Source organism: Tardiphaga sp. 768_D3_N2_1 (assembly GCF_052076105.1).
In the GTDB taxonomy this organism is placed as follows: Bacteria; Pseudomonadota; Alphaproteobacteria; order Rhizobiales; family Xanthobacteraceae; genus Tardiphaga.
Window position 1 is genome coordinate 1,293,438 of the sequence record NZ_CP197245.1, and the last position, 19,510, is coordinate 1,312,947.

At 63.0% G+C, this 19,510-nt stretch carries 18 protein-coding genes and 1 tRNA gene; 10 read left to right on the forward strand and 9 right to left on the reverse strand.

Translation table 11 applies throughout. From position 1 onward, the window contains the following. Positions 1–25 precede the first annotated feature (25 nt). The 3 genes from AB8A27_RS05970 to AB8A27_RS05980 all read left to right on the forward strand — a co-directional run bounded on the left by AB8A27_RS05970 (position 26) and on the right by AB8A27_RS05980 (position 1,541). Complete coding sequence (locus AB8A27_RS05970; RefSeq protein ID WP_441241111.1) at positions 26–679, forward strand: Spy/CpxP family protein refolding chaperone; 654 nt, start codon at positions 26–28, stop codon at positions 677–679. A gap of 173 nt (positions 680–852) precedes the next feature. After that, positions 853–928: transfer RNA gene (locus tag AB8A27_RS05975), tRNA-Lys, on the forward strand. Between the two features lie 337 nt (positions 929–1,265). Further along, entirely contained in the window at positions 1,266–1,541 is a 276-nt protein-coding gene (locus AB8A27_RS05980; protein ID WP_441241112.1) for a hypothetical protein, read from the forward strand. Positions 1,542–1,577: 36 nt separating this feature from the next. Here the strand turns inward: AB8A27_RS05980 and AB8A27_RS05985 are convergent, their stop codons facing one another. After that, positions 1,578–1,814 carry a hypothetical protein gene (locus tag AB8A27_RS05985; RefSeq protein WP_441241113.1) on the reverse strand — a complete coding sequence of 79 codons (237 nt, stop codon included), beginning with the start codon at positions 1,812–1,814 and terminating at the stop codon, positions 1,578–1,580. A 355-nt stretch (positions 1,815–2,169) separates the two neighbouring features. Next, the gene (locus tag AB8A27_RS05990) at positions 2,170–2,586 is read right to left on the reverse strand and encodes a hypothetical protein (protein WP_441241114.1); all 417 of its coding nucleotides are present in this window, start codon (positions 2,584–2,586) and stop codon (positions 2,170–2,172) included. Between the two features lie 258 nt (positions 2,587–2,844). Between AB8A27_RS05990 and AB8A27_RS05995 the strand changes: the two genes are divergently transcribed. The 3 genes from AB8A27_RS05995 to AB8A27_RS06005 all read left to right on the forward strand — a co-directional run bounded on the left by AB8A27_RS05995 (position 2,845) and on the right by AB8A27_RS06005 (position 6,905). Next, positions 2,845–4,074 (forward strand): (R)-mandelonitrile lyase, encoded by a 1,230-nt coding sequence (locus tag AB8A27_RS05995; protein WP_441241115.1) that lies wholly within the window; start codon positions 2,845–2,847, stop codon positions 4,072–4,074. Positions 4,075–4,231: 157 nt separating this feature from the next. Continuing rightward, the gene (locus tag AB8A27_RS06000) at positions 4,232–4,699 is read left to right on the forward strand and encodes a (2Fe-2S)-binding protein (protein ID WP_441241116.1); all 468 of its coding nucleotides are present in this window, start codon (positions 4,232–4,234) and stop codon (positions 4,697–4,699) included. A gap of 13 nt (positions 4,700–4,712) precedes the next feature. Further along, a complete protein-coding gene (locus AB8A27_RS06005) occupies positions 4,713–6,905 on the forward strand; it encodes a molybdopterin cofactor-binding domain-containing protein (protein ID WP_441241117.1) in 2,193 nt (730 codons plus the stop codon). 96 nt (positions 6,906–7,001) lie between these two features. Here AB8A27_RS06005 and AB8A27_RS06010 read toward each other — a convergent pair whose 3' ends face one another. The 7 genes from AB8A27_RS06010 to AB8A27_RS06040 all read right to left on the reverse strand — a co-directional run bounded on the left by AB8A27_RS06010 (position 7,002) and on the right by AB8A27_RS06040 (position 14,061). After that, a complete protein-coding gene (locus AB8A27_RS06010) occupies positions 7,002–7,748 on the reverse strand; it encodes an SDR family NAD(P)-dependent oxidoreductase (RefSeq protein WP_441241118.1) in 747 nt (248 codons plus the stop codon). A gap of 51 nt (positions 7,749–7,799) precedes the next feature. Beyond that, positions 7,800–8,759, reverse strand: a complete 960-nt coding sequence (locus tag AB8A27_RS06015) for a sugar kinase (RefSeq protein WP_441241119.1) — start codon at positions 8,757–8,759, stop codon at positions 7,800–7,802. 33 nt (positions 8,760–8,792) lie between these two features. Next, entirely contained in the window at positions 8,793–9,479 is a 687-nt protein-coding gene (locus AB8A27_RS06020) for an L-fuculose-phosphate aldolase (RefSeq protein ID WP_441241120.1), read from the reverse strand. A gap of 77 nt (positions 9,480–9,556) precedes the next feature. Beyond that, positions 9,557–10,126, reverse strand: a complete 570-nt coding sequence (locus AB8A27_RS06025) for a peroxidase-related enzyme (protein ID WP_441241121.1) — start codon at positions 10,124–10,126, stop codon at positions 9,557–9,559. A gap of 15 nt (positions 10,127–10,141) precedes the next feature. Next, complete coding sequence (locus AB8A27_RS06030) at positions 10,142–12,454, reverse strand: molybdopterin-dependent oxidoreductase (RefSeq protein ID WP_441241122.1); 2,313 nt, start codon at positions 12,452–12,454, stop codon at positions 10,142–10,144. A 33-nt stretch (positions 12,455–12,487) separates the two neighbouring features. Beyond that, positions 12,488–13,255 (reverse strand): CoA-transferase, encoded by a 768-nt coding sequence (locus AB8A27_RS06035; protein WP_441241123.1) that lies wholly within the window; start codon positions 13,253–13,255, stop codon positions 12,488–12,490. Beyond that, positions 13,255–14,061 carry a CoA transferase subunit A gene (locus AB8A27_RS06040; RefSeq protein WP_441241124.1) on the reverse strand — a complete coding sequence of 269 codons (807 nt, stop codon included), beginning with the start codon at positions 14,059–14,061 and terminating at the stop codon, positions 13,255–13,257. The genes AB8A27_RS06035 and AB8A27_RS06040 overlap by 1 nt, the downstream gene beginning before the upstream one ends. Positions 14,062–14,312: 251 nt before the next feature. Between AB8A27_RS06040 and AB8A27_RS06045 the strand changes: the two genes are divergently transcribed. The 4 genes from AB8A27_RS06045 (at position 14,313) to AB8A27_RS06060 (ending at position 19,213) form a co-directional block, all read left to right on the forward strand. Then, a complete protein-coding gene (locus AB8A27_RS06045) occupies positions 14,313–15,464 on the forward strand; it encodes an ABC transporter ATP-binding protein (protein ID WP_441241125.1) in 1,152 nt (383 codons plus the stop codon). After that, a complete protein-coding gene (locus tag AB8A27_RS06050; RefSeq protein ID WP_441241126.1) occupies positions 15,461–17,254 on the forward strand; it encodes an ABC transporter permease subunit in 1,794 nt (597 codons plus the stop codon). The genes AB8A27_RS06045 and AB8A27_RS06050 overlap by 4 nt, the downstream gene beginning before the upstream one ends. Before the next feature lie 31 nt (positions 17,255–17,285). Continuing rightward, on the forward strand, positions 17,286–18,374 hold the full coding sequence (locus AB8A27_RS06055; protein ID WP_441241127.1) for an extracellular solute-binding protein: 1,089 nt from the start codon (positions 17,286–17,288) through the stop codon (positions 18,372–18,374). Positions 18,375–18,457: 83 nt separating this feature from the next. Further along, entirely contained in the window at positions 18,458–19,213 is a 756-nt protein-coding gene (locus AB8A27_RS06060) for an IclR family transcriptional regulator (protein ID WP_441241128.1), read from the forward strand. Positions 19,214–19,510 lie beyond the last annotated feature (297 nt).

Here is a 19,510-nt window from a genome sequence, read left to right on the forward strand (position 1 = left end):
AGGTGACTTTCCAAAGGAGGTTGCCATGAAGAAGATCTTGCTCGCCGGTGCCGCTGTTGCCGTGATCGCCGGGTCAACCGCGGTCTATGCCCAGCACCGTCCGTGGATGCATCATCACGTCCGGATGAATCCGGAAGACCGCGCCGCATTTGTGGATGCGCGCATCGCCGCGGTGAAAGCGGGGCTCAAGCTGACGCCGGATCAGGAGAAGATGTGGCCGGCGGTGGAGAGCGCGGTGCGCGATTTCGCCAAGCTGCGCATCGACCGCGCCAATGCACGCATGGAAGAGCGCAAGAACCGCGACGACGACGCGAAGCGGACTGACACGCCGGACAATCCGGTCGCCCGCCTGCAGCAGCGCGCCGGCGACATGGCCACCACGGCCGCAGCGTTGAAGAAGATCGCCGACGCGGCCGACCCGCTCTACAAGACCCTCGATGACGGCCAGAAACGCCGCCTGACGGTGCTGACCCATATGGATCGCGGCTTCGGCGGCGGCGAGGGCGGCTGGCGTCACCGCGGCCCGCGTCCCGGCCTCGAGCGCGGCAGCTTCGAAGGCGAGGGATTCGGCCCTCCCGGCTTCGATCGCTCGCATTTTGGCGATGACGACGATCGCGGTCCCGGCGGCCGCGGCGACAGATTCGAGCGCAACCCCGCGCCGGGCGCCGAGCGGCTCTGATACGGGGCAGTTTTCCACTGCCCGAATAGCGAGGAAGCCGCTGAATTTCAGCGGCTTTTTCGCATTTTTGCGATTGCGAAAATCGGTGCAATTTTTGTGACAGCGTCGCTGGACATCCCGGGATCGCTTTGCTAAACGACGCCGTCCCCGCGGGGATATCCGGATCTGGATCCGGGCGCATAGCTCAGTTGGTAGAGCAGGTGACTCTTAATCACCGGGTCCTAGGTTCGAGCCCTAGTGCGCCCACCAAAAATCTCAACAAATCAGTCTGTTAGAATTTCGGTGGTTGGTCGTTCTGACCGGACATCGTCCGTCATTCTGACTGGTCGCTCGCCTTTGCTCTTTCGGAGGCTACGGGCCATCCGGACGGTCGCGAGGTCTCGGTAAGACCCCTGTCTTTGCAAACCCGAGCGCAAACGCAGACCGAATTTCTATATTGGCCCCAAGCTCTCTGCGGGAGGCGGCCAGATGGAACCGCCGGGATGCGTGCACGTTCCTATATCTGAAGAAACAGCATTCTCGGTGCCGTAGTGCGGCGCGCTTTGCATTCAGGTCCGGTTACCAAGTAGCAAATGGGAGTTTGCCGATGCTCAGCGCCTACATCAATGAGAGAGACATCAGAACCGGCACCGTGATTTCTGTCGTCGCCAAATCGGTCGCGCCGGGGGAAACGCTTGCGCTCGAATACCCAAACAAGAGCCGGGTGTCCGGTAAGGTGATCTCGGCTTCGCATAACGAGCTCGAAATGGAGATCAATTCGGAGGCCTGGCGGCTGCGTCGACACGCTCCCAGCGACAGCACTATCCACAATGACCTGTCCGACAAGGAGGCGTCATTCTGGACGGTCCAAGCGAAGCTCTAGGCTAGTCGTCGTGAGCCGCCTCAGTGGGCGGCTCCTTTATTTGGGCGACCTTGAGGCGGATCGATGGATCGTCTCAAAGCCCACGCGCGGTTCGTTCAGGATCTTCGCCAGGGGATCCGGTTTCGTCGCCACCCGAGGGGATGCCGTCGGTTTGTGCCGGCGCTCGACGGTCATGGCGCGCGCTGCATTGCCTTCGCGCGAACCGTGCTCTTCAACAAAGCCGATCCTGGGTTCGTCGAGCAGTTTGGACTGCCATGCCTTTGTTTGCGTCATGCCGCTATTCTAGCACGATGTCGTGCGCCCAGCAAAAGCCCGCAGGTGAGGGCGCGTGGGGACTGCACGCGCAACGCCGCCCTGAGCGGAGTATGATCGCCCCGGCGACGTTGGCTCAACACTGGGCCCTCAAATCCCCAGTGCAAATTGGTACGAAGGATTTGGCTAAAAGGTTCAACGGAATCGAAGAAAAAGCGCCCGAGGGTATCGGGCGGGGGAGGACGGTCTTCGGTCGGCGGTATGCCGCGCGACGTCGAGCAATAGCCCAAGCCTTACCGATGAAAGCCTTACCGATGAAATGAAACCCGCCGAGTGGCGCCGGCGGGTCTCTTCTACCTACTGGCGACACGGCGCGTCAGGGAGTGGTCCGGGCGACTCGCGGCGTCGCTGCAGGCGCAGGGGTCCTGGTTTTCTGGGCCGCCTGACTGACCGGTAATTGCACCACGACTGCCTTCTGCCCGGGCCTCAGGTCTGTGACGAGAACAATCCTGCCATTTGAGAATTCCAGCGCGTCGTGGTGCTGGTCGCGGCCCGCATTGATCTGACGAAAACGGGCCAGTCGATCGTTCACATGACGGCGAAAAAACCACCCATCGACTCGGACGTTTTCTTCAAACGCGATTTCGGTGCCGGGGCGAAGGCATACCGCAACGTGTGGATCGTCGCAGCTTGCGAAGCCTTTAGTTGTCGTCGAAGGAAATCTTGCCGATACCAACCTATCCGCCACCTCCGCGGGACGGTTAGCGACCGCGTGCAGGCTGTAATCACACATGGATGCGCTCCTATGGACGGCCGCCCAGCAAATGTTGCAACGTTCGTGAACCTCGTTGGTTGCAGCGCGAGGCAAAAAAAGCATCCGGCATAGGCGATCGCGATCGTCAGCGGAATGCTGTGACAATCCGGCGCGGAATTCATGAGCCGGAGACATAAGTCCATGCCGTGGACGCGACCTAATCGTTGCCGGCGGGCCTCGTTACACTGACCGGTGCAGGACCGAGTCTTGCTCTGGCCCACCTGACGAGAACCACGGATGAAGATGACCGCGATATTGGCAACGGCACTGTCGACGATGGTCGGAGACGCCGTCGCCCAGGAACGGCAGACGGCCGCAGTCAAAGCCCCGGCCGATGTCAGACACATCACGCCCGAACTCGCCGACTATACCGAGAAACTGCTGTTCGGCCAGGTATGGGAACGTCCCGGCCTGTCGCACCGCGATCGCAGCGTCGTCACGGTGGCCGCCCTGATCGCCGGCGGAAAGACCGCGCAACTCACGGGGCATCTCAATCGTGCCTTGGACAACGGCGTGAAGCCCGGCGAGCTCACCGCGACCATCACGCATCTGGCATTCTATTCGGGCTGGCCGAATGCCATATCGGCGGTCACCGTCGCGAAGGATGTGTTCGACAAGCGCGGGATTGCTCAATCCGGCCTCGTCGCTGCTGCAGGCGAGCGGATCAGGCTGGACGCCGAGAGCGAAGCCCGGCGCGCGGCGTCGGTGGACCGCGCGGTTGGCACTGTCATCCCCGGACTCGCGACCTATACCAACGATGTCCTGTTCGGTGACCTGTGGCGACGACCCGATCTGTCGCCGCGCGACCGCAGTCTGGTGACGATCTCCTCGCTGATCGCGACAGGCGAAGCAGCGCAACTGCCGTTCCATCTGTCGCGAGGCATCGATAATGGGCTGACGAGAACCGAAATCTCGGAAACCATCACGCATCTGGCATTCTATGCGGGCTGGCCGAAGGCCATGTCGGCGGTGCCTCTCGCGAAAGCGGCGTTCGAGGCCGTCCAATCTCCGGCGCCAGCCAGGAAGGCCGCGGGTGAGGTCGAGATTCTCCGAAGCGGTTCGCAGCCGGACAGCGTCGGCGCGCCCGAAAATTTCACTGGCAAGGTGCGCGTCAGCTCGCGTTTCCAGCGCGCAGCTCCTGCGCGCATCAGCGGCGGCATCGTGACCTTCGAGCCGGGTGCCCACACGGCTTGGCACACGCATCCATTGGGGCAGACGCTGATCGTCGTCACCGGCGCCGGGCTCGTTCAACATGAAGGCGGCAACATCCAGGCCATGAGTGCGGGCGACGTGGTCTGGATCCCTCCGGGCGTCAAGCACTGGCACGGCGCCTCGGCATCGTCGGGGATGAGCCATATCGCAATTGCCGAGGCTCAGGACGGAAAGTCGGTCGACTGGCTCGAGAAGGTGACCGATGAGCAATACCGGATGCATCACGGCGCCGGTCAACCGAAAATGAAACCGTAATACGCAATGGTGAAGTGCGGTTTCCTGTTGATCAGTGTAGCGATCGTGACTTCCGCGGTGCCAAGCCAGCAGAACCGCGCCACTATCGTGAGCTATCTCCAGACCCTGACCCCGCCCAATTAGCAATCGCAATATTGAAACCGATCGGGAGACCCGAATGGCCAGACTCAACATCAATGGCAAGTTCCTCGACGTGGATGTCGAAGAGGACACGCCCCTTTTGTGGGTGATCCGCGACCATGTCGGTCTCACCGGAACGAAATATGGATGCGGGGTTGGCCAGTGCGGCGCATGCACGCTGCATGTCGATGGCGTCGCGACGCGCTCCTGCGCGCTGCCTGTGAGCGCGGTGACCGCGGATCAGAAGATCGTCACCATCGAAGGCCTCGGTGCGGACAAGCCGCATCCGGTGCAGGAGATGTGGGCCGAACTCGATGTCGCGCAATGCGGCTACTGCCAGGTCGGCATGATCATGGCGGTGTCATCGCTGCTCGCACAGAATGCGAAGCCCAGCGAGGACGATATCCGCTCGGAAATCTCGAACATCTGCCGTTGCGGCACCTATCCGAGGGTGCTGGCCGGCGTGCAACTCGCAGCGCAGCGCATGGCTGCGAACAAGGGCTGAGGAGATCGTGACAATGAATACGAAAACTCTTTCCCGCGGCGATGTTGCGCCCAACAGCGTCTCGCGCCGTGGTTTCCTCGCCGGTGCCGCCGCTGCCTCCTTCGTACTTGGCTTCACGATCCCGCCGCGCATGAGCGCAGCTGCGCAAGGGGCGACTGCCGAGGTCAATGCCTGGGTGGTGATCCATCCTGATGACAGCATCCAGATCCGCATCGCGCGCGCCGAAATGGGGCAGGGCTCGCTGACGGGTCTCGCGCAACTCGTTGCGGAAGAACTCGAATGCGACTGGAGCAAGGTCGGCTTCGATCTGGTGTCGCCGAACGAGAATCTGAAGCGCGGCAAAATCTGGCGCGACATGTCCACTGGCGGCTCGCGCGCGATCCGCGGCTCGCAGGAATATGTGCGCACGGCCGGCGCCGCCGCCCGTTCGATGCTGGTCCAGGCTGCGGCGCAGGGCTGGGGCGTCAAGCCCGAGGAATGCACTGTTGCCAAGGGCATCATTACCCATGCGGCAAGCAAGCGCAGCACGACCTATGGGGCTGTCGCCGCCGCGGCGAACAAGATCGCGCCACCCGCGCAGGTCCAGCTCAAGGATCCCAAGACATGGACCATCGCCGGACATCCGCTGAAGCGGCTGGACACGCGCGACAAGCTGAACGGTTCGCTGGTTTACGGCATGGACATCCGGATGCCCGGCATGCTCGTCGCCATCCCGAAGGCGTGTCCCGTGCATGGTGGCAAGCTGAAGAGCTTTGATGCTGCCGCGGTATCCAAGATGCGTGGCGTGAAGCATGTGCTGCGCGTCGACGATGAAACCGTCGCCGTGGTCGCCGATACATTCTGGCGCGCCAAAACGGCTCTCGACGCATTGCCGGTGGTTTGGGACGAAGGAGACAATGCGAAGGTTTCGAGCGAGACGATCGCCGCGAAGTTGCGCGAAGGGCTTGCCGCCGAGACGAACTTTGTCGGCAACAAGACGGGCGATGCGAAAGTCGTGCTTGCCAAGGCAAGCCGCATCATCGAGGCGGATTACAGCTTCCCGTACCAGAACCACGCTCCGATGGAGGTGATGTCGGCTACCATCCGCTGGACGCCCGAACGCTGCGAGATGTGGGGGCCCACCCAGGTCGCCGAGGCGGCGCTCGAAGCCGTGGCTGCTGCGTCCGGCCTGCCGATCGAGTCCTGCGTGGTTCATCCGATGCGGATCGGCGGCAGCTTCGGCCGACGTCTCGTCACCGACTATGTGCGGATGGCTGTGCTGATCGCCAAGCAGATCCCCGATGTGCCCGTGAAGATGATGTGGACGCGCGAGGAAGACATGGTGCAGGGCCGCTTCCACCCGGTCACCCAGTGCCGCATGCGCGCGGCGCTCGATCAGGCGGGGAATATCGAAGCGCTTCATATGCGCATCTCCGGCCAGTCGATCATGGCCTATATGCGCCCGTCGGTCATGACGGCGAATGGCGATCCCATCGCCTTTCAGGGCCTGATGCCGGGCGGTGCCGAAATGGCGATCGGCTACACATTCCCGAATCTCCTGATCGATCATGCGATGTACAATCCGCATGTACGGCCGGGCGCCTGGCGCGGGGTGAACCTGAACCAGAACGCCGTCTATCTCGAATGTTTCGTCGATGAACTGGCCCATGCGACCGGCCAGGATCCGCTCGCGTTCCGGCGCAAGCTGATGGCCAATCACCCGAAGCATCTCGCAGTGCTGGAAGCGGCGGCGAAGGGCATCGGCTGGGACAGCAAGCCGGCGGCCGGCATCTATCGCGGCCTCGCCCAGGTGATGGGTTTTGGCAGCTATGTCGCCGCCGCGGCGGAGGTCTCGGTGACCAAGGGGCGCCTCAGGATCCACCGGATCGTTGCCGCCACGGATCCCGGCCACGTCGTCAATCCGCAGCAGATCGAGGCGCAGATCGCAGGCTCTTTTGTCTATGGTCTCTCCGCGATGCTGTATGGCGAGTGCACCGTGAAGGGCGGCCGGATCGAGCAGGAGAACTTCGACAGCTACAACGTGATGCGGCTCGACGAGATGCCGGAGGTGAAAGTGATCACGGTGCCGTCAGGTGGCTTCTGGGGCGGCGTCGGCGAGCCGACGATCGCGGTCGCCGCACCCGCAGTGCTGAATGCCGTCTTCGCAGCCACCGGCAAGCGGGTCCGGAATCTGCCGCTCAAGAATATCGACCTGGGAACGAGCTGAAAGGGGCGGCTGGTCGTCGAATATCAGGATCGTCGAGGTCGAAGCCCGGCAGCGTGGTGCGTGCGCTGCCAGGCTTCGATTTCGAATTGAGATCGCTCAGCTGTAGAAGATACCGCCATCCACGTTGAGGGCCTGGCCCGTCACGAAGGCGGAATCATCCGAAGCGAAGAATGCGACGGGGCCGACGACGTCTTCCGGCTCGCCGAGCCGGTGCAGGTCGGTGATCTTCTCGAAATAGGTGACGCGCTCGGGATCGCGCAGGTTGTTGCGGCCCATCTCGGTGAGGATGATGCCGGGGCATACGGCATTCACCGTGATCCCGTGGCCACCGAATTCCATCGACGACACCCGCGTGAAGCCGACCACAGCAGATTTCGACGCGGCATAGTGCGACTGGCCGGGGCCGCCGGTGCGTGCAGCCAGCGAGGCAATGTTGACGATGCGTCCGTATTTGCGCTCCTTCATATGCACCACCATTGCCTGGGTCATCTGGAACACGCCGCGGACGTTCACGGCGAAGGTCTGGTCCCAGTGTTCGGGCGTGGTCTCGTCGATGGTCGCGAGACGCAGGATGCCGGCATTGTTGACGAGAACATCGACGTGACCGAGACCCGCGACCGCTTCCGCAACCGAGCGCTGGCAATCCTCGAGCTTGCTGACATCGGCCAGAATCGGAATGCACTTGCCGCCAATCTTCTTCACTTCAGCGACGGTCTCCAGCAGCGTGCTTTCCTGCGCAGCGATATCGGTGAGAGCGAGATTGTAGCCGCGCTGGGCGAGGCCAAGGGCGATAGCCCGTCCGATGCCGCGGCTCGCGCCGGTCACAATGGCATGTCTGGTCATGGGATTTTCCTCGAGACGTTTCTGATTCAGTAAAGGCTGTCGTTCAGCGGATCAGGCGCGTGCACCGCGGACGGGCAGCGTGTTCATCGCCTTCACCGTCTCATCGAAGGACACGAGATTGGCGCCGGAGCCGAGGCCTGTCGCGACGGTGGCAGCGGTAGCTGTGGCGAGTTTTGCGCAGTCCAGCAGGTCCCAGTCGCGCACGAGGCCGGCGATGAAGCCGCCGGTATAGGAATCGCCGCAGCCCGAGGTATCGCGCACCGTCACCTCGAAAGCCGGGACCGTGAACTGCCGCCCGTCGCGCGTCATGACGAAAGAGCCGTGTTCGCCGAGCGAGATCGCGCAGGCACCGGCGCCCTTGCCGATGAAATATTGCGCGCAGGCCGCGGGGTCGTCGGTGCCGACCAGCGCGTGGGTCTCGTCGATACTCGGCATGAAGAAGTCCGTATAGGGCATCAGCGGTTCGACCAGTGCCAGCGTCTCGCTGCGTGCCTGGATGAGATCGACGGTGGTGATGCAGCCGGCCGCTTTGGCGCCGCGCAGCAGCGAGATCGTCGGCTCGCCGTCCATTGCCAACAGCGAGCCGACGCCGCCGAGATGCAGCACCTTGCTCTTGCAGGCAGCTTTCTGCGCTTCGGGCGAAATCTTCCAGCGTGCCGAGGCGCCGCGCGCATGCAGCACCGGCCGCGAGCCGTCGGGGCGGATCGGCAGGATGGTGGCTGAGGTCGGCGCGCCGGGCATCCGCTCCATCACCGAAATATCGATGCCCTCGCGCTCCATCGCATTCAGCACCCAGTCGGCCTTCTCGTCGTCGCCGACCGCGCCGACCGCGAGCGCCTTCAGTCCGAGGCGCGCGCAGGGCACCACGGTGCCACCCGCGGTGCCGGCGACCGTGAGCTTGATTTCATCGATCAGCGCGCGGCCGCCGCCGGCCGGGATTTCAGTGACGGGGACGCCGAGGATGTCCAGGATGTAGGTGCCGCAGACGCTGACGTCGTGGGGATGGGCCATATGGCAAGTCTCGCAATTGTTGGTGCTGGTTTGTTAGGTCGAGGTCTTCGGCGTGCCGTCGCTGTCGCGCAGGCCGTATTGTCCCCATCGCTTCAGGATGCTGTCGATCTCGGCATCCGGCAGCAGCGGCGGCGTGCCGAGTTGCAGGCAGCCGTGATACTGCTTGGCGAGTACCTCGACCTCCACCGCAAGCCACATCGCCTTGCGCAGATTGGGGCCGATGGCGATCAGCCCGTGATGAGCGAGCAGGCAGGCGCGGCGATAGCGCAGCGCCTCCAGTGCCGCTTGTGATAATTCCGCCGTGCCATACTGGGCATAGGGTGCGCAGGGGATGTCGTTGCCGCCGGCCGCCGCGATCATGTAATGGATCGCGGGAATGGTGCGGTTCATGATCGCGATGATCGTGCAGAAGATCGGATGCGCGTGCACGACGGCATTCGTTTCCGGCTTGGCCTTGAGGATGTCGAGGTGAAAACGCCACTCCGTCGAGGGCACGCGGCCTGCCGGTGCCGTCCATGAGCCGTCCCACTTCATCGCGACGATGTCTTCCGGCCGCATCGTGTCATAGGGAACGCCGGACGGCGTCAGCAGGATGCCGTCCTCGGTGCGGACGCTGATATTGCCGGACGTGCCCTGATTGATGCCGGCGGCCGACATTTCGCGGCAGGCATCGATGATCGCCTGCCGGGTTGCGACGTCTGCGGCTCTTGGATGCGTCATGGCTTGTTTCCTCGAAAGTCGTCGCTGCGGCTCTTACCGGCCGCTGCGGGTGATCGCTCTATCCGGTGCGAGGCGTATCAGCGCCCCATGGCGAAAAACTCGTCGTTCGGCCGCATGCTGGTGACATTCGCCAACCGGTTCGACATGCCGAAGAAGGCGGCAATGGCAGCGATATCCCAGACGTCGTCCTCCGTGAAGCCATGGCCTGCCAGCGTCTCGATATCGGCATCGCCAACCTCGTAAGCCTGCATCGAGACCTTCATGGCGAAATCGAGCATCGCGCGCTGTCGCGGCGTGATGTCGGCCTTGCGGTAGTTCACCGCGATCTGGTCGGCAATCAGCGGGTTCTTGGCGCGGATCCGCAGGATGGCGCCATGCGCCACCACGCAATACTGGCACTGGTTGGCATTGCTGGTGGCCACCACGATCATCTCGCGCTCGGCCTTGGTGATCGGGCCTGGCTTGTCCATCAGCGCATCATGATAGGCGAAGAAGGCGCGGAACTCGTCCGGCCGATGCGCCAGCGTCAGGAACACGTTGGGCACGAAGCCGGACTTTTCCTGCACCGCAAGGATGCGCGTGCGGATGTCCTCCGGCAGGCTGGAGATTTCGGGAACGGGGAAGCGGCTGATGGCGGGCTTGGTCATGATCTCTGTTTCCTCTCAGGCGGTCGCGAGTGCAACCAGTCTGTCCTGGTATTCTTCAAAAGCGTCGCGTTGATCTGCAATATGGGGTTCGGCGCGGACCAGGCATGTATGCGCCGAGCAGCCCTGGCCGAATTGCGAAGTGCCGATGTCGAGCGTCAGCACGTTCGGATTGCCGGCGACTTCGAGACCAGTCTCAGCGCGCGGGGTGAACCAGGCGCCGGTCGGCAGCACCAGTACGCCGGAGCGCACGCTGTCGGTGACATCGGCGGTGGCGAGACAGGCACCGCGTGCATTCCAGATGCGGATGGTCTGTCCGTCGCTGATGCCGCGCGCCGCGGCGTCGTCGGGATGCAGCCGGGCCTGCTCGCGGCCGTTGCGCTTGTTGGCCACGCTGGCGACGCCGGTTTCGATCTGGCTGTGCAACCGGCCGGCCGGCTGATGCGAGATCATATGCAAGTCGGAGGCATCGCTGCCGTTGCCGAGCCATTCGGCGGGCTCGACCCAGGCCGGATGCGACGGACAATCGGCATAACCGAGCCGGGCGAGGGTCTCGCTGCCGAGCACGATCTTGCCGCTTTCGGTCTTGAGCGCATGCGCCTCGGGATCGATGCGGAAATCGGCCAGGAAAGTATGGTCGTCGCGCACCGGACAGCGTGCGTAGCCGTCCTGCCAGAATGTCTCGAAATCGGGCATGTCGAAGCCGAGCCGCTCGGCGGCGTCCTTGCGGCTCTCCTCATAGAGATAGCGCACCCAGCCCAATTCGTCGCGGCCTTCGTTGAAGCGATCGGCAACGCCGAGCTTGCCGGCGATGCGGTCGAAAATCTCGAAGTCGGGCAGCGAGTCTCCGACCGGCTTGATGGCCTGCTTCATCGCGATAATGAAGTCGGAGCGCCTGTTGCCGGCGAGGTCGTTGCGTTCGATTGATGTGGTCGCCGGCAGCACGATATCGGCGCGCTGCGCCGTCGCGGTGAACATCGGATCCTGGACGATGATGGTCTCGGGCCGCGTCCAGGCTTCGGACAGCCGGTTGAGATCCTGATGATGATGATAGGGATTGCCGCCGGCCCAGTAGACCAGCCTTGTGTCTGGATAGGTTCGCGTCTCGCCCTCATAGGTGAAACTCGCGCCGTGATTGAGCAGCATGTCGCTGATGCGCGCCACCGGGATGAAACTGTCGATCGGGCGCGTCAGTTGCGAAATGGCCGGTGACTTGCCGAGATTGAAGGGCGAGCCGACGCCGCCGAGCGAGGCGTAGCCGTAGCCGACACCGCCGCCGGGCAAACCGATCTGGCCGACGATGGAGGCGAGGCCGAGCGCTGCCCAGAACGGCTGTTCGCCATGATGCGCGCGCTGCAGGCTCCAGCTCACGGTCAGCATGCTGCGGGTATCGACGAGGCGCCGCGCCAGCTGGCGGATGCCCTCGGCATCGAGCCCGCAGATCTCGGCGGCCCAGGCTGCATCCTTGCGGACGCCATCGGACGAGCCATCGAGATAGCCGAGCAGTTGCTCGGCGCCGCTGGTGCAGCGATCAAGGAAATCCCGATCGTGCCGGCCTGCCTTCACGATCTCGCCGGCGAGGCCCAGCATCAGCGCGGTATCAGTGTTCGGGCGGATCGGCCACCATTCGGCATCGACCCAATCCGGCATATCGTCCTTCAGCGGCGAGACGTGAACGACGCGGATGCCGCGCGCGGCGATTTTCCTGAGATAGGATTCGAGGCGGTGGGCGCCGATGCCGCCGGCTTCGGTCTGCGCGGTGCGCGGCGACAGTGCGCCGAACACCACCAGCGTCTCGGTGTGTGCAGCGATGGTGTCGAGCGTATTGGCCCGGCCGTCGCAAGCATCCGAACTTCCCAGCGTATGGCGCAGGATCACCGGGCCGGCAGCAATGGAATATGTATCCACATGCCGGGTGAAGCCGCCGACCAGATTGAGCATGCGCTTGAGCAAGGACGACGCGTGATGCAGGCGGCCCGAATTGGTCCAGCCATAGGAGCCCGCGAAGATCGACGCATTGCCATGGGTGCTGGAGACGCGGCGGATTTCGTCGGCCACCAGCGTGGTCGCCTCATCCCAGCTGACGGGCACGAACTTCTCCGCGCCGCGCTTGCGCCGATCGCTGCGCTCGCGCTTGTCGAGCCAGCCGGAGCGCACCATGGGGCGCAGAATGCGGCGTTCGGGATTGGCCCATTCCGGCACCGAATGGATGATCGACGAGGGGGCGGGATCATGGGCGAACGGCTCGACGCCTACGATCTGTTCGTCCTGCACGAGCAGCGTATAGGCGCCCCAGTGGCTGCAATGCGGGATTCGCTTGATCTCACTCACGCATCGTCTCCGTGTCGTTGCTCACCGGTCCTGTCAGGATGCATGGGACAGCGGCCGTTCGATCTCGCGCCGCATCTGCGCGGCGAAGTCCGGATAGGTTTCGGCGACCTCGTCGTAAACACGCCCGCGCAGCAAAGCCAGCGTCCGCGGATCCGGCAGCGCGGTCTGTTCCGGCTGGCTTTCATGGGCGAACTGGAAGCCGGTGGCGTCCTTGATACCTGCGAGGTCGTGTCCGGGATGGATGCTCTGCAGGTCGAAGCCCGGACGCGTCTTGTCGAAGCGGAACAGCGCCTTGCTGGTCAACAGCGCGATCGGGCCGCCGCTGCGGTAGATGCCATCGTCGCTGACGCCGGGCGTGCTGATGAAATCCACCTTCTCGACCAGAGCGCGCGGCGTGTGCTCCTCGCGAAACAAGATCACGCGCGGCACGACGTAATACAGATAGGCCGATCCGAACGAGCCGGGCCATCGTACCGGCGTCTGCGGATAGTCGCCGGTGCCCACCAGATTGATATTGCCGCGGCCGTCGATCTGGCCGCCTCCGAGGAAGAACGCATCGATGCGGCCCTGGCCGGCGCAATCGAACAGTTCGGCCGAGCCGTTGGTGAAGAAATTGTGCTCCACCGATCCGAGGATCGAGATACGCGGACCTTTCTCGCCGGCCTGCTGCTTCAGCGCTCGCAGCAGCATGGCGCCGGCCGCGGGGATCGGTGAGGACGCACCGACAGCGACATGCCGGACGCCGTCGAGCAGTTTGGCGATGGTGCAGATCAGGATCTCGCGCGGGTGAACCTCACTCATCATGCGGGCTCCATCTGCGCATTCGTCATGTAGTCGGCAAAACCCTCGGCGCTGCGCGCGGCGCGCGCATAGCGCAGGATCTCGGCGGTATCGGTCGGATACTCGCCCCACAGGCCGTAGGGCCATGCGCCCTTCGGCGCCACGGCGATTTCGGTGACATAGAGCGCCGGCAACACGCCCGCCGCGCTCATCTCGTTGGCGAGCAGGCTTTCCTCCACGATGCGCTCGACAGTGACAAGCGTGGTGGCCGATGCATAGGCCATCGCGGCGAGTTCGCGGCGTCGCCCGATCCACACATTGCCGAATCGATCGGCCATCGGTGCGTGGAAGATCGTGATGTCGGGTTTGATCGCGGGGATGAGCACGATGGGATCGCCGCCATCTGCCAGCGGATTGTCGATGACGTGCCAGTCGTTGCGGTGACGGAGCAGGTCGCTGCCGATCAATCCGCGCATTGGCATGAATGGGCTGCCTTTCTGCGCGGCCATCAGGCCGGCATGGATAGCGGGGCAGGTGGCATCCTTCAATGCGATCGCGCCATCCTTGACGGCTGCGTTGAAGCGCGGCGCGCCGCCGGCTTCGCCGAGCGATACGGCGCTGGTCTCGACCGACCGAACCAGACCGGCGCCGACGAGCTGGTCCACCTGAAGGCCACCGGTCGGCACGCAGACGAGATCGAGATTGCGCGTGTTGCGCTCCATGATCGGGCGCGTCATCGCCATCGAGACGCCGGCATAATCCACCGGCAGCGCCAGCCGGACTCCCGGCTCCACATACTTCGCCAACGCGCGAAGATCGCTTACCACAATTCGCCTCCCGACTTTATTGTTCTATATTGTAGAACATAGTTCTAAATAAAATTAGTCGCGAGTTCATCCGCCTGTCAATCGGTCTGAGCGGGAAACTGCTTTGCTCACAGCATCAATGCTTACGGGAGGGAATTTCGGTTGGTGTGCGCTTGTCTTCGCAACGTCCGTTCTCTTGACAAGGCTTAGCACTCAGCCAACAATAATTGGAATAACGTTTCATAATATAGAACGACCAAGGGAGGTTGATGATGGCTGAGCCATTGGCGCTGCGCGTGGGAGATTCCGCCGCGGGTGTTCCGGCATCGCAGTCGGGCGGCGCAAGCGAGCGTCAGGTCATCGGTTCGCGCATTGCAGTTCGCGATGCCGAGAAACGATACGGCCAGTTCCACGCCGTCAATCGCATCAATCTCGATATCGAACCCGGCGAATTCATTACGCTGCTCGGCCCGTCCGGCAGCGGCAAGACCACATTGCTGAACCTGCTGGCCGGTTTCCAGAGCCTCGACGGCGGCGAGATTCTCGTGGACGGCAGGCCGGTGCATAACGTGCCCACACATAAGCGCGGATTCGGCATGGTGTTCCAGAGCTATGCGCTGTTTCCCAACATGACGGTGTCGCAGAATGTGACGTTCCCGTTGCGTATGGCCGGCGTCGATCGCGCCACCACCGAGCGGCGCGTCGCCGAGACGCTGGACATCATGCGCCTGTCGGATCATGCGAAGAAATCGCCGTCGGAAATGTCCGGCGGACAGCAGCAGCGCGTCGCCATTGCGCGCGCCATCGTGATGCGGCCGAAGGTCGTGCTGATGGACGAGCCGCTCAGCGCGCTCGATCGCCGGCTGCGCGAATCGATCCAGATCGAGATCCGCGATCTGCATCAGACCATCGGCAGCACGATCCTGTTCGTGACGCATGATCAGGGCGAAGCGCTCACCATGAGCGATCGCATCGCCGTGCTGGACGCCGGCAAGATCGTACAGATCGGCCGCCCGCTCGACATCTATCGCCACCCGTCCAATCGTTTCGTGGCGTCGTTCGTCGGCGAGAGCAACCTCATCGAAGCCGAGATCATGCAGAAGCGCGGTACCACCGTGACGCTGAAGAACCGCGCCGGCTATGTGTTCGATGCTGAGAGCCGCGACGCCATCGATGTCGGTCGCGTCACCGTGCTGGTGCGGCCCGAACGCATCGCGATTGCCAATGAGCCGACCGCAAGCTCGACGCCGGTGGTCGTGACGTCGGCGATCTTCCTCGGCGAGATCCTGCGCATCGAGGCGCAGATGGAAGGCGGCGACACGCTGTTGATCCGCTGCTCCGACACCGCCAGGCGGCCGCTGCCCGATATCGGCGATCGCCTGCATGTGAGCTGGGGTCCGGAAGACTGCTGGGTGCTGACATGACGACGATCTCGCTGTCCGATGAGCCGCGGCATCAGGCGAGTTCCAGCCTGGCCATAAAGCTCAAGAACCCCGCGCTGCTGCTGTTGCCCGCGGTCGCCTTCCTGTCGTTCATCTATCTGCTGCCGCTGCTCGATCTCATTCGCATCAGCATCAGCGGGCCAAGCTGGCTGACCTATTTCCAGCGCGTCTTTGCGGTGCCGCTCTATTGGGAATCGCTGGTCCGGACCATGCAGATCTCGGTCACGGTCGCATTCCTGTGCCTGCTGTTCGGCTATCCCACCGCACTGCTGATCCATCGCAGCCGCGGCATCACCCGCGCGCTGATCGCCACCGCGATCGTGTTGCCATACTTCATCGCGATCCTGATCCGCACCTATGCCTGGATGGTGCTGCTCGGCCGCAACGGTCCGGTCAACAAGTTCCTGGTGTCGATCGGTATTCTGAGCGAGCCGGTTCAGCTGCTGTTTCATCGCGGCACCGTGCTGCTCGGCATGACAGCGGTGCTGCTGCCGCTGATGGTGCTGACCATCTATTCGAGCGTATCGCGGCTTGATCCTGCGCTGACGCGGGCGGGATTGGCGAGCGGCGCGGGTCCGCTCGCCATCTTCTGGCGCGTGCTGTTGCCGCTGACGCTGCCCGGTATCGGTGCCGGTTTCCTGCTCGTCTTCGTCGCCGCGATCGGCTTCTTCATCACTCCGACGTTGCTCGGCGGCCCGGGCGACCAGATGTTCGCCATGCATATCACGCAGCAGGCGGACTCGGTGACATCCGAAGGATTCCTGCAGGCGCTGGGCGTCGTGCTGCTGCTGATCACGCTGGCAGTCGTCGCCATCGCTGGTCGCTTCCTCGGCCTCGAATTCATCTGGGGCGGCCGCAAGCTTACCGAGACGGCGGCGACGCATGCCGCGCCGGCGGCTATGTCCGGCCTGCCGCGTAACAGCTTCGGCAGCAAATTCGCAGACATGATCGGCTGGCCGTTATTGCGGTTGTTCGGCATGCTGCCGGCCAGTTGCGGCACCTGGACGGTGCGGCTGTTGGGGGGACTCGTGGTCGCGGTTCTGATCCTGCCGATCGTCGTGGTGATGATCATCTCGTTCAGCAGCGCCAGCTATCTGACCTTTCCGCCACCGGGCTTCTCACTGCGCTGGTACGAGCAGTTCTTTTCCGACAGCAACTGGATGCGCGCGTTCTGGACATCTGCGCTGATCGCGACTGTCTCAGCTATCATCGCGGTCGGTCTCGGCACATGTGCGGCGCTGGGCATCGTCAGGGGCAATGTGCGCGGCAAATCCGCGATCATGCTGCTGCTAGTCAGCCCGATCATCGTGCCACCGGTGGTCCTCGGCCTGTCGCTCTACACGCTGTTCCTGAAGTTCGATCTGGTCGGTTCGGTGTTCGGCCTTGCGGCGGCCCATGCCATCGGTGGTTTGCCGATCGTGGTGGTGATCCTGGCGGCGGCGCTACAGGGCGTGGACAAGCGGCTCGAACAGGCCGCTTCGGTCCATGGCGCATCGTCGCTCACGGTGCTGCGGCTGGTGACGCTGCCGGCCATTGCGCCGGGTCTGGCGGCCGCGACCTTCTTTGCGTTCCTGCATTCGTTCGACGAACTGGTGCTGACCCTGTTCCTGTCGAGCGCGCAGTTGAAAACGCTTCCGTTGATGCTGTGGGGCGACATCAATTACCGGCTCAACCCGGTGCTGGCTGTCGTGTCCACGCTCGAAGTGCTGCTGGTCGTGGGAGGACTGTTCCTCGCCCGGCCAGTGCTCGCAACGTCGCAAAAAGCGACCTGATGACAAACGATCAAACAGGAGGAAACATACTATGCTGGGAATGAAACGCTTCAGGCTGCCGGCCTTGGCTTCGGCGGCATTCATCGCCATGGGGACGGGTCTGGCCGTTGCCCAGAGCAATGTCGTCATCATGCAGGATCCGGGCGGCGGTTACGGCGATGCGCTGCGCAAGGTGATGTACGATCCGTTTGAGAAGGAAACCGGCATCAAGGTTGTCACCGTGCAGGAAGCGCGCAGCGGTCCGCGCATCAAGGCGCAGGCCGAAGCCGGCAAGGCGCAGTGGGATCTGACCTTCATCTTCGATCAGGAGACCAAGCTGCTCGGCGACTGCTGCCTGGCGGACATCGACTATTCCAAGCTGTCGGAATCCGCGCAGAAGACCCTGGCGGCGATGCCGGACAACCTGAAGCGCAAGAAGGGCGTCGCGCTGCAGGTGATCGGCGTCGGCCTCGTCTACAACAAGGACAAGTTCAAGGGCGACAAGGCGCCGCAGAACTGGGCCGACTTCTGGGACGTGAAGAAGTTTCCGGGGCGCCGCTGCATGCCAGCCTGGCCGCGCTTCACCTTCGAGGCCGCGCTGATGGCCGACGGAGTCGCCAAGGACAAGCTGTATCCGATCGACATGGAGCGGGCGCTCAAGAAGATCAAGGAGATCAAGCCGCACATCGTCAAATGGTGGACCACCGCCGCGCAGCCGCCGCAGCTGATCCTCGATGGCGAAGCCGATATGTGCCAGGCCTATACGGGCTCGATGAGCAAACTGGCGCTGGAAGGTGCTCCGATTGATCTCACCTTCAATCAGGGCTTCGTCTATTACGATTTCTTCTCGATCCCGAAGGGCGCGCCGAACTATGATAACGCGCTCAAGCTGCTGTCCTGGCGTCTCGACCCCAAACGCGCCGCCCAGCTGACCTCCACTTTCCCGGTCGCGCTTCCTTCGAAGGTCGTGTTCGATGCGGCGACGGACAAGAACATCGCGCGCTATTGGGCGAACAATCCCGAGAACGTCTCCAAGGCGATCGAATGGAGCCCGGACTTCTGGGGGGCGACATCGCCCGCGGGCAATTCGACCAATGAAGAATATGCGCAGGAAAAGCTGAACGCACTGCTTGCCCAGTAAATCGCGCCATACAACAATGAGACCGGCGGCCCAGGGCCGCCGGTCTGTTCGCAACAGAGAACTACCCCATATCGGCTGCTTGGATGGATAAGGCATTTATCAAGGGATTGAAGCTCCTCGAGGCGCTCGCGATGAGTGAGCAGCCGCGCGGGGTCACCGATCTCGCCAATCAGCTGAAGTTTACCAAGAGCAATGTGCATCGACTGTTGGCGACGCTGCAGTCGCAGGGCTACGTTCGCCAGATTCCGCCGCACAGCACCTATGAGCTCACAACCAAGCTATGGGTGCTCGGCAACCACGTCATTCAGCGCATGGATCTCATCCGTATCGCGCGCCCGGCGATGATGGCGCTGGCCGAAGTTACCGGAGAGACCGTTCATCTGTCGGTGCTCGAAGGCACCGACGTTGTCTATGTGGACAAGATTGAAAGCGCGCATCATATCCGCGCGCATACCAGCGTCGGTATGCGTGCGCCCGCATTCACCATGGCAACCGGGAAGGCGATGCTTGCGCAAATGCCAGACGAGTATCTGGAGAATTTTCGCCCGCATCTCAGGCGCTATACGGATACGACGCGAACGACCATCGAGGAGTTGCGCGAAGACATCCATGCGGCACGGGCGCAAGGCTATTCGTCAGTGCTGCACGGCGAATGGCGGGAAGGCATCGCCGCCTGCGCTTGCGCCATCGTCGGACGCTCCGGTGAACTCGTCGGAGCCATCGGCATGTCTGGCCCGGACATCCGGGTCAAACGAAAGCAGATCAAGGAATACGCTGTTCACGTGATGGAGGCGGCGCGCACCATCGGCCTGGCACTCGGCCATGTTCGTGCGGTGTGAACACGGTATCGGTCATTCCGATGCCTCCCGCCGCGTTAGTGAGGCATCCTCGTCGTTGTCGCCTGATCGCTGGCCTCGTATTGCTCAAGGCGATCGGCTTCCTGCCGGTAAGCATGCGATGCTTCGACCAGTCGCGTGACTGTGACGGCATCCATAATGGTTCTTGCCAATCGTTCGGCGCGGATCGCTTGTTCTCTGAGATGCTGAGCCCTGTTCATCTGCTGTCCCCACACTTGACGATACAAGTTGAGTCAATTTCGATCGTTCCCAGCCTGTCCCCCGATGCTTAACGGATCG

Coding starts and splice junctions, on each gene's coding strand:
- AB8A27_RS05970 (WP_441241111.1), top strand. CDS start 26: ATGAAGAAGATCTTGCTCGCCGGTGCCGCTGTTGCCGTGATCGCCGGG.
- AB8A27_RS05980 (WP_441241112.1), top strand. CDS start 1,266: ATGCTCAGCGCCTACATCAATGAGAGAGACATCAGAACCGGCACCGTG.
- AB8A27_RS05985 (WP_441241113.1), bottom strand. CDS start 1,814: ATGACGCAAACAAAGGCATGGCAGTCCAAACTGCTCGACGAACCCAGG.
- AB8A27_RS05990 (WP_441241114.1), bottom strand. CDS start 2,586: ATGTGTGATTACAGCCTGCACGCGGTCGCTAACCGTCCCGCGGAGGTG.
- AB8A27_RS05995 (WP_441241115.1), top strand. CDS start 2,845: ATGAAGATGACCGCGATATTGGCAACGGCACTGTCGACGATGGTCGGA.
- AB8A27_RS06000 (WP_441241116.1), top strand. CDS start 4,232: ATGGCCAGACTCAACATCAATGGCAAGTTCCTCGACGTGGATGTCGAA.
- AB8A27_RS06005 (WP_441241117.1), top strand. CDS start 4,713: ATGAATACGAAAACTCTTTCCCGCGGCGATGTTGCGCCCAACAGCGTC.
- AB8A27_RS06010 (WP_441241118.1), bottom strand. CDS start 7,748: ATGACCAGACATGCCATTGTGACCGGCGCGAGCCGCGGCATCGGACGG.
- AB8A27_RS06015 (WP_441241119.1), bottom strand. CDS start 8,759: ATGGCCCATCCCCACGACGTCAGCGTCTGCGGCACCTACATCCTGGAC.
- AB8A27_RS06020 (WP_441241120.1), bottom strand. CDS start 9,479: ATGACGCATCCAAGAGCCGCAGACGTCGCAACCCGGCAGGCGATCATC.
- AB8A27_RS06025 (WP_441241121.1), bottom strand. CDS start 10,126: ATGACCAAGCCCGCCATCAGCCGCTTCCCCGTTCCCGAAATCTCCAGC.
- AB8A27_RS06035 (WP_441241123.1), bottom strand. CDS start 13,255: ATGAGTGAGGTTCACCCGCGCGAGATCCTGATCTGCACCATCGCCAAA.
- AB8A27_RS06045 (WP_441241125.1), top strand. CDS start 14,313: ATGGCTGAGCCATTGGCGCTGCGCGTGGGAGATTCCGCCGCGGGTGTT.
- AB8A27_RS06050 (WP_441241126.1), top strand. CDS start 15,461: ATGACGACGATCTCGCTGTCCGATGAGCCGCGGCATCAGGCGAGTTCC.
- AB8A27_RS06055 (WP_441241127.1), top strand. CDS start 17,286: ATGCTGGGAATGAAACGCTTCAGGCTGCCGGCCTTGGCTTCGGCGGCA.
- AB8A27_RS06060 (WP_441241128.1), top strand. CDS start 18,458: ATGGATAAGGCATTTATCAAGGGATTGAAGCTCCTCGAGGCGCTCGCG.